We start from the raw sequence: 13,179 nt of genomic DNA, 5'->3' as shown, positions 1-13,179 counted from the left end.
GGTCAGTAGCTGACGCTCAAGGCGGGCACGTCCACCCGCACCACGGGCTTGGCCAGCATGGCGCTCACCGCGCGGGCATACACATTGGCCCACGCCCGGTGCGCGTCGTCTGAAAACCTGTCAGGGCCCACCGCCTGCGCCACCGCCAGTACCTTGTCGGCCAGCAGCACCTTGCCTGTCAGGCGGATGGGTTCGCACCCCAGCTCGGTGAACTGCTGGTCCAGCCACGACCTGGCCATGTCGTGGGGCATGGGCTGCACCTCGTCCAAGTCGAAGGTGTAGGTTGCGGTCTCTCCCCAGCTGACGATCACTTGGCTGCGCATGTATCGGTCTCCTGTGACGGTTGCGGCATCTGGGTTGATTGTGCCCAGATGCCCCACCCCGTACAAGCCCTCAACCCGCCATCAGCCGCGCCGTGCGCGCACCGCGTCGCTCAGCGTCTGCAGCACCTCCACGGACGCGTCCCAGTCGATGCAGGCGTCGGTGATGCTCTTGCCGTATTCGAGCTGCCCCACTTCGTCCTTGCCAGGCGTGAACTTCTGGGCACCGCCCTTGAGGTGGCTTTCCACCATCACCCCGAAAATGTGGCGCGATCCCCCTGAAATTTGTGCGGCAATGTCGCGCGCCACATCCACTTGCCGTTCGTGCTGCTTGCTGCTGTTGGCATGGCTGCAGTCCACCATCAGGGTGGGCGGCAGCTTCGAGGCTTCCAGCTCCTTGCAAGCGGCGGCCACGCTGGCCGCGTCGTAGTTGGGTGTCTTGCCACCGCGCAGAATCACGTGGCAGTCCTTGTTGCCGTTGGTCTGCACGATCGCCACCTGCCCGTTCTTGTGGACCGACAGGAAATGGTGCCCGCGTGCCGCGGCCTGGATGGCGTCGGTGGCGATCTTGATGTTGCCGTCGGTGCCGTTCTTGAACCCGATGGGCGCCGACAGGCCGGAGGCCAGCTCGCGGTGCACCTGGCTTTCGGTGGTGCGCGCGCCAATGGCGCCCCAGGCGATCAGGTCGCCGATGTACTGCGGCGAGATCACGTCCAGGAACTCGCTGGCGGCCGGCAGGCCCAGGCGGTTGATCTCGATGAGCAACTGACGCGCGATGCGCAGGCCCTCGTCGATGCGGTAGCTCTCGTCCAGGTACGGGTCGTTGATGAGGCCCTTCCAGCCCACCGTGGTGCGCGGCTTCTCGAAATAGACACGCATCACGACTTCCAGCGTGTCGCTGTACTTTTCGCGCATTTCCTTCAGGCGGCGGGCATAGTCCAGCGCCGCAGCAGGGTCGTGGATGGAGCAGGGGCCGATGATCACCAGCAGCCTGTCGTCCTTGCCGTGCAGGATGTCGTGGATGGACTTGCGGGTCTTGGCGATGAGCTTCTCGATGGCGGTGCCACGGATGGGGAAGAAGCGGATCAGGTGTTCGGGCGGAGGCAGCACGGTGATGTCCTGGATGCGTTGGTCGTCGGTCTGGCTGGTGCGGTCGGCGGGATGCGCATACCAGACGTCGGTGGCGCCGGACTTCGTGTTGGACTTGTTCATCGTGCTGCTCCTGAAGGTTGGGAATCGTGGATGGAATGGGGTAAAGAACGAAGGCAAAAAAAAACCGCCGGGTTCACCGACGGTTTTTTGAGGGCTGCGGGCTTTTTTCGCCTAGGCTCGACTCTCTCTTCCGTCGGTGACGCGTGAGAACCAAAAGTAGGCAAAGTAAAAGCGGGTGGCTTTCATGTGTATCAATGTAGCACAAACTTCATGACGGCGGCCTGACGGGTATGTCGTGAAAGCACAACGCTGGCGAATCAGGCGGTGCCACCGACGGTCAGGCCTTCGATGCGCAAGGTGGGCTGGCCCACGCCCACGGGCACGCTCTGCCCTTCCTTGCCGCAGGTACCCACGCCGCTGTCCAGCGCCAGGTCGTTGCCGATCATGCTGACCTTCTTGAGCGACTCGGGCCCGCTGCCCACGATGGTGGCGCCCTTGACCGGGTACATCAGTTTGCCGTTCTCCACCCACCAGGCCTGGCTGGCGCTGAAGACGAACTTGCCACTGGTGATGTCCACCTGTCCGCCACCGAAGTTGGTGGCGTACAAACCCTTCTTGATGCTGGCGATGATTTCCTGCGGGTCTTTGTCGCCGCCGAGCATGTAGGTGTTGGTCATGCGCGGCATGGGCAGGTGCGCGTAGCTTTCGCGGCGGCCGTTGCCGGTGGGCTTGACACCCATGAGTCGGGCGTTCAGGCTGTCCTGGATGTAGCCACGCAGGATGCCGTCTTCGATCAGCACGTTGCGCTGGCTCGCACAGCCTTCATCGTCCACGTTGAGCGAGCCGCGCCGGTCGGCGATGGTGCCATCGTCCAGCACCGTCACGCCCTTGGCGGCCACGCGCTGGCCAATGCGCCCGCTGAAGGCGCTAGAACCCTTGCGGTTGAAGTCACCCTCCAGGCCATGGCCCACGGCCTCGTGCAGCAACACGCCAGGCCAGCCGGGCCCGAGCACCACGGTCATTTCGCCAGCAGGCGCAGGGCGGCTGTCCAGATTGGTGAGCGCGGCCTGCACGGCCTCGGTCACGTAGCTGTTGATGAGTTCGTCGTCGAAACGGTCCAGCCCGAAGCGGCCGCCGCCGCCCGAAGAACCGATCTCGCGGCGGCCATTCTGCTCGGCGATCACGGTGACCGACAGACGCACCAGCGGGCGCACGTCTGCGGCCATGGTGCCATCGGCACGCGCCACCAGCACCACATCGTATTCGCTGGCCAGGCCCGCCATCACCTGAACGATGCGCGGGTCTTTGGATTTGGCGAGCTGCTCCACCTTTTCCAGCAGAGCGACCTTGGCCGTGCTGTCGAGCGTGGCGATGGGGTCGTGCGCTTCGTAGAGCGAACGCGCCTTGGCAATCTTCTGCGCCCCCACGCGCACCTTGCGGCTCTGCCCCTGGGCACCGATGGCTCGGACGCTGTGGGCGGCATCCAGCAGGGCCGACCAGGAGAGGTCGTCGGAATAAGCGAAGGCGGTCTTGTCGCCGCTGACGGCACGCACACCCACGCCCTGGTCGATGCTGAAGCTGCCCGTCTTGACGATGCCCTCTTCCAGGCTCCAGCCTTCGGCGCGGGTGTACTGGAAATACAAGTCAGCGTCGTCCACGCCGGGCACCATGATTTCACCCAGCGCGCGGCGCAGTTGCGCCTCGTCCAGGTCGTAAGGGGCCAGCAGGAGGGACTGGGCGGTGGCCAGGCGGGCCAGGGTGGGTTCTCGCGCGATCATGGGGTGATTGTAGAAAGGCCCGCGATCCAACACCGGGGCCGTGGTTACAAAGGCGCTACGCCTGGCCACGCAGCCAGAGCAGCAGGGCCGCATCGTCCAGGTCGGCCATGCCGGCGGCATGCGCCTGCTCGAAGGCCTGGGCCGCCAGCGGGCCCAGCAGGCCGGCGAAACCGGCGGCGCGAGCGGCCTCGATGGCCAGGGCGGTGTCCTTCTTCAGCAGGCCCACGTGGGCACGGGGCGCAAAGTCTCCCGCCAGGGCACGGCGCATGCGGTCGCTGCCTACCCAGCTCTGCCCGCTGGACTGTTCGATCACATCGAGCGTCCGGGCCGCGTCCAGGCCCAGCCGCTCGGCCAGGGCGATGGCTTCGGCGGCGCCCACCAGGTTGATGCCGGCCAGCAGGTTGTTGACGAGCTTGGTGCGGGCGCCGTCGCCCACCCTGCCGCCCACCACGAACTGGCGCGACGACATTGCATCGAGCAGGGCCTGGTGGCGGTGCCGCAGCTCGCCAGGGCCGCCCAGCATCAGGCTCATGGAACCGTCCCGCGCCCGGGCAGGCCCGCCGGACATGGGGGCGTCCAGCGTCTCCACACCCATGGCGGCCAGTTCGAACGCGATGGCTTCGGCATCCCGCGGCGCGATGGTGGGGCACAGCAGCACGGCCTGCCCCTGGCGCATGGCCGGGGCCGCGCCCTCGGCGCCGAAAAGCACGTCGCGCGTCTGCGCGGCATCCACCACCGCCACCACCAGGGCAGCCCCGGGCTTGAGCGACTGGGCCACCTGCCGCGCGCTGGCAAGCACCTGCGCACCTGCCGCGCTGGCACGCGCCTGCGCTGCGGCTGCCACATCGTTCACCGCCACGCGCCAGCCCAGTTCGCACAGGCGCTCCACCACGGCGCCGCCCATGTTGCCGGCCCCCACCACGGCCACGTCGGCCCAGGCGCCTGCCGTCATGTCTGCACCAGCCGCTTCGAGCGGGAAATCGACATCAGGATGCCCAGGCTGGCCCCCAGCGTGACCATGGCCGTTCCCCCGTAGCTGATGAACGGCAAAGGCACCCCCACCACGGGCAATATGCCGCTGACCATGCCCATGTTGACGAAGGCATAGACGAAATAGATGAGCGTGAGCGCCCCGGCCAGCAGGCGGGAGAACAGCGTGGGCGCCTCCACCGCGATGCGCAGCCCCCGGTAGAACAGGAACAGGAAGGCCAGCAGCAAGGTCAGCACGCCGAGGAAACCGAACTCCTCGGAAAAGGCGGCAAAGATGAAGTCAGTGGTGCGCTCTGGCACGAACTCCAGGTGGGTCTGCGTACCCTGCATGAAGCCCTTGCCCCAGACACCGCCCGAGCCGATGGCGATCATGCCCTGGAGAATGTGAAAACCCTTGCCCAGCGGGTCTTTCATCGGGTCCAGCAGCGTACACACGCGCTGGCGCTGGTATTCATGCAGCACGTGCCAGTCAACCCCGGGCTGGCACCACTGGGGCTCCATGACGATGAGGGTGATGATGCCCGCAGCCCCCAGCAAGACTGGCGGGATGATGAGTTTCCAACTGAGCCCGGCAAAGTAGATCACGAACAGGCCGGACGCCACAACCAGCAGCGTGGTTCCCAGGTCGGGCTGGCGCAGGATGAGCGCCGAAGGCACCGCCAGGATGATCCCGGCCACCACGAAGTCGAGCGGGCGCAACTGCCCTTCGCGTTTCTGGAACCACCACGCCAGCATGAGCGGCATGGCGATCTTCATGATTTCACTGGGTTGAATGACGATGCCGACGTTCACCCAGCGCTGCGCCCCTTTCTTGGTGATGCCGAACAGCGCCACGGCGATCAGCAGCGCCACGCCCACCGTGTACAGCGGCACGGCCAGGGCCATGAGCCGCTGGGGCGGCACCTGCGCCATCACGAAGAGCACGCCCGCGGCGATCAGCATGTTGCGGGCATGGTCGACAAAACGCGTGCCGTGGTCGTAACCGACCGAATACATCACCACCAGCCCCATGGATGCCAGGATCATCACGGCCAGCATCAGCCAGCCGTCGAACCCCCGGAACACCGGGGCCACGCGTTGCCAGAGAGGAGGTTTTTGGATGACGACGGCCATGGTGCGGGATTATCCCCCGGTGTGACGTTAAGCTGCACAGCCATGACAACCACACACCTGCTTTACCTGCACGGATTCCGCTCATCGCCACGTTCCATGAAGGCCGTGAAGGTGGCCGAACGCGTGCAACGCGACCACCCCGCAGTGCACTGGTGGTGCCCGCAATTGCCGCCCTCGCCCCGCGAGGCCATGGCCCTGATACGCCAGGGCACCGCCAACTGGCCGCGCGACCGCATGGCGGTGGTGGGCTCGTCGCTGGGCGGTTTTTACGCCACCCGCGTGGCGCTGGACACCGGCTGCCGCGCCGTGCTGCTGAACCCTGCCGTGGACCCTGCGCGCGACCTGGCCAAGCACATAGGCGAGCAGACTGCGTGGCACAACCCCGAAGAACGCTTCTACTTCCGTCCCGAATACGTGGACGAGCTGCGCGGCCTGGCGGGCGGCACCCTGCACCACCCGGAACGCGTGATGGCAGTGATTGCCAAGGGCGACGAGGTGCTGGACTGGCGCGAGATGGTGGGCCGCTACCCCGGCGTTCACCTGAAACTGCTGGAAGGCAGCGACCACGCCATCAGCGACTTTGACGACCACATTGACGAAGTGTTCGCTCACTTGCAGTTGGCCTGATTGGGCTGGCGGGCGACTGCTAAAGTGACGCCATGGCCAAAGACAAGACCCTGTACGCGTGCAACGAATGCGGTGGAACCAGCCCGCGCTGGCTGGGGAAGTGCCCGCATTGCGGCGCCTGGAACAGCCTGGTGGAAGTGGTGGCTGAAGCCCCCACCGCCAGCAAGAACCGCCTGAGCAGCGCCCCCAAGGGCCTGGCGCCCAGCGCAGAACTTGCGGTACTGAGCGAGATTGAAGCCGCCGACGTGGCGCGCACGCCCACGGGCCTGAGCGAGCTGGACCGCGTTTTGGGCGGCGGCGTGGTGGAAGGCGGGGTGGTGCTGATAGGCGGCGACCCGGGCATAGGCAAATCCACGCTGCTGCTGCAGGCGCTGGACGCGCTGCAACGCAGCAACCTTTCCACCCTGTATGTAACAGGCGAGGAAAGCGGCGCCCAGGTGGCCTTGCGCTCGCGCCGCCTGGGGCTGGAACAAAGCCAGGTGAAGGTGCTGGCCGAAATCCAGCTGGAAAAGATCGTGGCCACGCTGGACGCCCACCGCCCGGCCATCGCCGTCATCGACTCCATCCAGACGCTGTATTCCGACCAGCTCAGCTCCGCCCCCGGCTCGGTGGCGCAGGTGCGCGAATGCGCCGCCCACCTGACGCGCGCCGCCAAGGCCAGCGGTGTGGCCATTGTGCTGGTGGGCCACGTGACCAAGGAAGGCGCCCTGGCCGGCCCGCGCGTGCTGGAGCACATGGTGGACACCGTGCTGTACTTCGAGGGCGACACCCACAGCAGCTACCGGCTGATCCGCGCCATCAAGAACCGCTTCGGCGCGGTCAACGAGATTGGCGTGTTCGCCATGACTGAGCGCGGCCTGAAAGGCGTGGCCAACCCGAGCGCGATCTTCCTGTCTCAGCACTCGCAGCCCGTGCCCGGCAGTTGCGTGCTGGTGACGCTGGAAGGCACACGGCCCATGCTGGTGGAAATTCAGGCTTTGGTGGACAGCGGCGGCCCCAGCCCGCGCCGCCTGAGCGTGGGCCTGGAACGCGACCGCCTGGCCATGCTGCTGGCGGTACTGCACCGGCACGCGGGCGTGGCCTGCATGGACCAGGACGTGTTCGTCAATGCCGTTGGGGGCGTGCGCATCAGCGAACCTGCCGCCGATCTGGCCGCCATGCTGGCCATCACCTCCAGCCTGCGCGGCAAGGCGCTGCCGCAGGGTTTTCTGGCCTTTGGCGAAGTGGGCCTGGCAGGCGAGGTTCGCCCCGCCCCGCGCGGGCAGGAACGGCTGAAGGAAGCGGCCAAGCTCGGCTTCAGCGTGGCCGTGGTGCCCAAGGCCAACTTGCCCAAGAAAAGCGATGCAGCCTTGGCCAAGGCGCTGGAAGGCATGCGCATCTTTCCGGTGGAGCGGATCGAGGAAGCGCTGGAGGTGGTGCGAGAGTTGTGACGGATGGGCAAATGGCTGGAGTTTTGGAGAAGCCATCCGTGAACATTTGGGATACCGGGATTACCGCTGAAAAGTGGAGTTCCTGGTACTCGCTGAAAATACCGGCAAGCGAACCGTGGTGTTATGGTGAGCGACATCACCACGAAAGCGTTCCAGATGGCAAAGCCCAACTACCAGTACGAAAAACGTCAGCGAGAGCTGCAAAAGAAGCAGAAAAAGGAAGAGAAGGCCCAGCGCAAGGCCCACACCGAACCGGTGGCACAAGAATCTCCCGCCCATCCCACGCAGAACGAACCTGTTGCCGGATGAAGCATCCCTGCGGAAACCGTAAAGTCGACACTCCGCACCGGTAGCAGTTAAAATTTCATACTTCGGCCCACAAGCCGATCCGTCCGATGGGTTCCCTCGCCCCCATCCTGTCTTCAAAAAAAAGGACCCCCACCATGGCTTCCCTTCATGGCGCCGCTGAATTGCGCGGCCGCTCTGCCCTGCCGGCCCTCGTGGCCTTGCACATCGCCCTCATCATCGCCAGCAACTACCTGGTGCAAATCCCCTTCGAGGTGATGGGCCTGCACACCACCTGGGGCTCGTTCACCTTCCCGCTGGTCTTCGTGGCCACCGACCTGACCGTTCGCCTGCTCGGCAAAGAGGTGGCACGTGGCGTGATTGCCCGCGTGATGCTGCCTGCGCTGGTGGCTTCTTACGCCGTGTCGGTGCTGTTCTTTGAAGGCGCCTTCAGCGGCTGGGCCTCGCTGGCAGCATTCAACGGTTTCGTCTTCCGCATTGCGCTGGCCAGCTTCGTGGCCTACGTGGCGGGCCAGTTGCTCGACATCGCCGTGTTTTCCCGGCTGCGCCAGGTGGCTGCATGGTGGGTGGCGCCCGCAGCGTCCACTGTGGTGGGCAGCCTGCTGGACACGGTGCTGTTCTTCTCGGTGGCGTTCCACAACAGCAGCGATGCCTTCATGGCTGAGCACTGGGTGGAAATTGCCACGGTGGATTACTTCACCAAGCTGGGCGTGAGCCTGGTGTGCTTCCTGCCCCTGTACGGCGTGCTGCTGGGTGCGCTGATGAAGGTGTTCAAGCCCGCGCCGCAGGCCGTGGCCGCCTGACGGGAGCGCGCCATGAGCAACAACAAACCCGCTGTCGTCCTGCTCAGCGGCGGGCTGGATTCGACCACCGTGCTGGCCATGGCCAAGGCACAGGGTTACACCCCTTACGCGCTGAGCTTCAGCTACGGCCAGCGCCACGCTCACGAACTGCAGGCCGCCGAGGCCGTGGCCCGCACACTGGGCGCGGCCAAACACGTGGTCGCGCAGATCGACCTGCGCGAATTTGGCGGCTCTGCCCTCACTGCCGACATCGCGGTGCCCAAGGGCCGGTCGGTGGACGACATGGGCCACGGCATTCCCGTGACCTACGTTCCCGCGCGCAACACCGTGTTCCTGAGCTTCGCGCTGGCCTGGGCCGAAACGCTGGGCGCATCGGACATCTTCATCGGCGTCAACGCGTTGGATTATTCAGGCTACCCCGACTGCCGCCCGGAGTACATCGCCGCCTTTGAAACGCTGGCTAACCTGGCCACCAAGGCCGGGGTGGAAGGCACACAGAAGCTCAAGATCCACAGCCCGCTGATGGCACTGAACAAGGCGCAGATCATTCAGGAAGGCCTGCGCCTGGGCGTGGACTACGCGTTCACCAGCAGCTGCTACGACCCGGGCCCGGACGGCAAACCCTGCGGCGGATGCGATTCGTGCCTGCTGCGCGCCAAGGGCTTTGCCGAAGCAGGCCACGTGGACCCGCTGTGGGTGCGCTTCGGCATGGCCTGAGCGCGGAGGGTTGAGCATGCACATCCTCCATACCGCCGAGGCGGGCTTTGAGGCCGCCCGGTACATAGACGCGCTGCCCGAAGGGCACCCCAAGAAACGCCTGCACGGGCACAGCTTCGTGGCCCGCCTGCGCGGCACCACTGATGCGGGCTGGGCCGCCTTTGCCGGGGGCGAGGTGGACCAACTGCGCCGCCACCTGGCCACAGGCGTGCAGGTGTTGGACCACGCCTGCCTGAACGACCACGTGCCCAACCCCACCGACACGCAGCTGGCCCAATGGCTGCAACAACGGCTGCAAGTTGACGGTCTGCACCTGCAACAGGTGAGCGTGCAGAGCACCCGTACCAGCGGCGTGGAAATCGACGTCCAGGGCCAGCCCCACGTGTGGCGCCGTTACGTTTTGCATGCTGCTCACCAACTGCCCAACGTGCCGGAAGGGCACAAATGCGGCCGCATGCATGGACATGGCTTCGAGGTGCTGCTGCACGCCCGCCAAAGCGGCGCCACACCAGTGGACGCCGACCGGCTGGACGCCCTGTGGGCGCCGCTGCACCAGTTGCTGGACCACGCCTGCCTGAACGACATCCCCGGCCTGCAAAACCCGACGAGCGAGGTGATGTCGGGCTGGCTCTGGCGCCAGCTCAAGCCGCTGCTACCGGAACTCTCCTGGGTGACGGTGTTTGAAACCGCATCGTGCGGCGCCAGCCACGACGGCCACCACTACCGCATCTGGAAAGAAATGACGCTGGACAGCGCCGTACGCCTGCGGCATGCGCCCGAGCACAGCCCGCTTCAACGCCTGCACGGGCACACCTTCACGCTGCGCCTGCACCTGTGCGCCCCGCTGGACGAGGTGATGGGCTGGACCGTCGACTTTGGCGACGTAAAACGCCTGTTTGACCCCATCTTCAAGGCCCTGGACCACCGCCCGCTGCACGAACTGGCCGGGCTGCCCGACTGCGACTGCGCCAGCCTGGCGCGCTGGGTGCTGGGGCAGGCGCGCAGCGAGTTGCCAGCAATGAACCGTGTGGATCTGCACGAGACCCCAGGGTGCGGCGCCGTGGCATTGCTTGGCGACAGCGAAGCAGCTTTGCCCATCTGAACACCAAGGCCTGAGCATGAGCTACGCCGTCAAGGAAATCTTCTACACCCTGCAAGGCGAAGGCGGGCAGGCGGGCCGCGCCGCCGTGTTCTGCCGTTTTGCAGGCTGCAACCTGTGGAGCGGGCGCGAGGAAGACCGCGCCCAGGCCGTTTGCCGTTTCTGCGACACCGACTTCGTGGGCACCGACGGGACGGGCGGCGGCAAGTTCGCCACGGCCCAGGCGCTGGCTGAGGCCGTGCGCTCGCACTGGCCCGCGCCTAACGGCGCCTCTGCCCAGGGCAAGCCGCTGGTGGTGTGCACCGGGGGCGAGCCGTTGCTTCAGCTCGACTCACCGTTGATAGACGCCCTGCACGCACAGGGGTTCGAGATCGCCGTGGAAACCAACGGCACACAGCCCATTCCCCCTGGGCTGAACTGGGTGTGCGTCAGCCCCAAGGCGGGCAGCGAACTGGTGGCCAGGGCAGGCGACGAACTCAAGCTGGTATTCCCGCAGCCGGGCGCCATGCCCGAGCAGTTCGAGCACCTGGCGTTCCGCCACTTTTTCCTGCAGCCCATGGACGGCCCGCTGCGCGAGCAGCACACCCAGGCCGCCGTGGCGCACTGCATGGCCCACCCGAAGTGGCGCCTGTCGCTGCAGACCCACAAGCTGTTGGGCATACCCTGAGCGGCCACCCCCGGTAAACTTGAGCCTTGGGCAGCGTCCATAGCGACCTGCCCTTTCGCTGCGTTCCCCCACCACCCGAAAGCCCCATTTTGTTTGCTCTGTTCGATGAAGCCGGCAAGTTCCTGACCGGTCGCGTGTTGTCCGAAGCCGAAAGCTCCCTACAGGTGGAGCTGGAAACGGGCAAGCGCGTCAAGGTCAAGTCGGCCAACGTGTTGCTGAAGTTCGACAAACCCGCACCGTCCGCGCTGATGAACGCGGCACAGTCGCTGGCGAGCGACATCGAGCTGGACCTGGCCTGGGAATTCGCACCCGAGGACGAATTCGGCTTTGCCGACCTGGCACGCGACTACTTCAGCGAACAGGCCACGCTGGAACAGCAGGTGGCCGCACTGCTGCGCCTGAGCGAGGCGCCGCACTACTTCCGCCGCGCGGGCAAGGGCCGCTACAAGAAGGCCCCGGCCGAGGTGCTGCAACAGGCGCTGGCCGCCATCGAGAAGAAAAAACAGGTGCAGGCACTGATCGACCAGTGGGCTGCCGAACTGGCCGCAGGCCAGTGCCCTGCCCCGGTACGCGAACAGCTCTACAAGATCCTGTTCAAGCCCGACAAGAACGCGCCGGAATACAAGGCCGTGGTGCACGCCGCGCGCGAAACGCACCTGGCCCCGCTGGCCCTGCTGCAAAAGGCAGGTGCCATCAGCAACGCCTACCAGTTCCACTGGCAGCGCTTCCTGTTCGAGCATTTCCCCAAGGGCACCGGCTTCCCTGCGTTGCAGGCTCCTCCCGTGACCGACGAGCTGCCACTGGCCAGCGTCAACGCCTTCTCGGTGGACGACTCGAGCACCACCGAGATCGACGACGCGCTGAGCGTGCAGGGTCTGGGCAGCGGCACCGTGACGCTGGGCATCCATATTGCCGCGCCGGGCCTGGCCATCCAGCCAGACAGTGCACTGGACCAGGTGGCACGCAACCGCCTGTCCACCGTGTACATGCCGGGCCACAAGATCACCATGCTGCCCGATGAGGTGGTGCAGACCTACACACTGGAAGCGGGCGGCCCGCGCCCCGCCCTGTCTCTGTACCTGACCATCGACGAAGCCGACCTGACGGTACGCGACAGCGCCACGCGCCTGGAGCAGGTGCCCATCCAGCACAACCTGCGGCACGACCAACTTGACCAGGCCATCACCGCTGAATGGCTGCTGGACCCTGCCGCCCCGGCAGGCGCCCCACTGGCCGACGACGTGGCCGCGCTGCGCCCGGAACTGGCCTTCCTGTACCGCCTGGCGCTGGCCTGCAAAGCCCGCCGCGAAGTGGTGCGCGGCAAACCCGAAACCTTCACCCGCCCCGACTACACCTTCAAGCTCGACGGCGTGCAGGGAAGTGAGCCGCACGGTGACGAAACCGTCATCATCGGCACGCGTTCCCGCGGTGCTCCGTTGGACCTGATGGTGGCCGAAGCCATGATTCTGGCCAACAGCACCTGGGGCCAATTGCTGGCCGACAGCGGCGTGCCCGGCATCTACCGCAGCCAGGCCAGCCTGGCGCCGGGCGTGAAAGTGCGCATGGGCGCCAAGGCTCTGCCCCACGCAGGCATTGGTGTGCCCTGCTACGCCTGGAGCACCTCGCCCCTGCGCCGCTACACCGACCTGGTCAACCAGTGGCAGATCATTGCCTGCGCGCGCCACGGCAAGACCGCCGCACTGGTGGCTCCGTTCAAGCCGAAAGACGCCGGGCTGTTCTCGGTGATCAGCGCCTTCGACGCCGCCTACACCGCCTACAACCAGTTCCAGAACGGCATGGAGCGTTACTGGACGCTGCACTACCTGCAGCAGCACGCGTTGAGTGAAATCACCGCCACTGTCATCAAAGACAACCTGGTGCGCGCCGACACGCTGCCGCTGGTGTTGCCGGTGCTGGGGGCCGACGGCCTGCCGCGCGGCGCCCAGGTGCGCGTGCGCTTAGGCGCCATAGACGACATCTCGCTGGACATCAGCGGTACGGTGATAGAGCGGTTGGACCAGACGGCACCGGCCGCAGCCATGGACGAGGAAGGCGATGACGAGGCCGAACTGGCCGCGCCGTTGACCATTGCCATGGACGTGAACGACGATGACCCCGCCGACAAACCCGCAGACGCGGGCAATGGCAGTGCCAACGGCGGCGCTGCTGGATAATTT

13 protein-coding genes are annotated in these 13,179 nt (G+C 66.0%); 8 read left to right on the top strand and 5 right to left on the bottom strand.

The genetic code is table 11. From position 1 onward, the window contains the following. Positions 1 to 2: 2 nt before the first annotated feature. From ACYVHH_RS05415 to rodA, 5 genes are all read right to left on the bottom strand, one after another. On the bottom strand, positions 3 to 323 hold the full coding sequence (locus ACYVHH_RS05415; RefSeq protein ID WP_460564077.1) for a hypothetical protein: 321 nt from the start codon (positions 321 to 323) through the stop codon (positions 3 to 5). Between the two features lie 81 nt (positions 324 to 404). Then, positions 405 to 1,532, bottom strand: coding sequence for a 3-deoxy-7-phosphoheptulonate synthase (locus ACYVHH_RS05410; RefSeq protein ID WP_460564076.1), 1,128 nt, complete (start codon positions 1,530 to 1,532; stop codon positions 405 to 407). Between the two features lie 257 nt (positions 1,533 to 1,789). Next, positions 1,790 to 3,250, bottom strand: coding sequence for a metalloprotease TldD (tldD, locus tag ACYVHH_RS05405; RefSeq protein WP_460564075.1), 1,461 nt, complete (start codon positions 3,248 to 3,250; stop codon positions 1,790 to 1,792). 55 nt (positions 3,251 to 3,305) lie between these two features. Then, positions 3,306 to 4,202 carry an NAD(P)-dependent oxidoreductase gene (locus ACYVHH_RS05400; RefSeq protein ID WP_460564074.1) on the bottom strand — a complete coding sequence of 299 codons (897 nt, stop codon included), beginning with the start codon at positions 4,200 to 4,202 and terminating at the stop codon, positions 3,306 to 3,308. Then, the gene (gene rodA, locus ACYVHH_RS05395; RefSeq protein WP_460564073.1) at positions 4,199 to 5,353 is read right to left on the bottom strand and encodes a rod shape-determining protein RodA; all 1,155 of its coding nucleotides are present in this window, start codon (positions 5,351 to 5,353) and stop codon (positions 4,199 to 4,201) included. Before rodA ends, ACYVHH_RS05400 begins: the two co-directional genes overlap by 4 nt. A gap of 42 nt (positions 5,354 to 5,395) precedes the next feature. On the opposite strand from rodA, the gene ACYVHH_RS05390 reads away from it, so the two are divergent. From ACYVHH_RS05390 to ACYVHH_RS05355, 8 genes are all read left to right on the top strand, one after another. Next, entirely contained in the window at positions 5,396 to 5,980 is a 585-nt protein-coding gene (locus tag ACYVHH_RS05390; protein WP_460564072.1) for a YqiA/YcfP family alpha/beta fold hydrolase, read from the top strand. Between the two features lie 32 nt (positions 5,981 to 6,012). Further along, positions 6,013 to 7,410: a DNA repair protein RadA gene (gene radA / locus ACYVHH_RS05385; protein ID WP_460564071.1), complete on the top strand. Its 1,398-nt coding sequence runs from the start codon at positions 6,013 to 6,015 to the stop codon at positions 7,408 to 7,410. Between the two features lie 126 nt (positions 7,411 to 7,536). Further along, a complete protein-coding gene (locus ACYVHH_RS05380; RefSeq protein WP_460564205.1) occupies positions 7,537 to 7,719 on the top strand; it encodes a hypothetical protein in 183 nt (60 codons plus the stop codon). A 134-nt stretch (positions 7,720 to 7,853) separates the two neighbouring features. Beyond that, the gene (locus tag ACYVHH_RS05375; RefSeq protein WP_460564070.1) at positions 7,854 to 8,519 is read left to right on the top strand and encodes a 7-cyano-7-deazaguanine/7-aminomethyl-7-deazaguanine transporter; all 666 of its coding nucleotides are present in this window, start codon (positions 7,854 to 7,856) and stop codon (positions 8,517 to 8,519) included. Between the two features lie 12 nt (positions 8,520 to 8,531). Continuing rightward, on the top strand, positions 8,532 to 9,236 hold the full coding sequence (gene queC / locus ACYVHH_RS05370; protein ID WP_460564069.1) for a 7-cyano-7-deazaguanine synthase QueC: 705 nt from the start codon (positions 8,532 to 8,534) through the stop codon (positions 9,234 to 9,236). Positions 9,237 to 9,252: 16 nt separating this feature from the next. Then, a complete protein-coding gene (locus tag ACYVHH_RS05365; protein WP_460564068.1) occupies positions 9,253 to 10,338 on the top strand; it encodes a 6-carboxytetrahydropterin synthase in 1,086 nt (361 codons plus the stop codon). Positions 10,339 to 10,354: 16 nt separating this feature from the next. Beyond that, entirely contained in the window at positions 10,355 to 11,002 is a 648-nt protein-coding gene (gene queE, locus ACYVHH_RS05360; RefSeq protein ID WP_460564067.1) for a 7-carboxy-7-deazaguanine synthase, read from the top strand. Between the two features lie 89 nt (positions 11,003 to 11,091). Beyond that, complete coding sequence (locus tag ACYVHH_RS05355; RefSeq protein ID WP_460564065.1) at positions 11,092 to 13,176, top strand: ribonuclease catalytic domain-containing protein; 2,085 nt, start codon at positions 11,092 to 11,094, stop codon at positions 13,174 to 13,176. Positions 13,177 to 13,179: the final 3 nt, after the last annotated feature.

Source organism: Hydrogenophaga aquatica, assembly GCF_054780915.1.
Note: the sequence above shows the minus strand (reverse complement) of the source record. Positions and strands in the feature narration are given on the sequence as shown.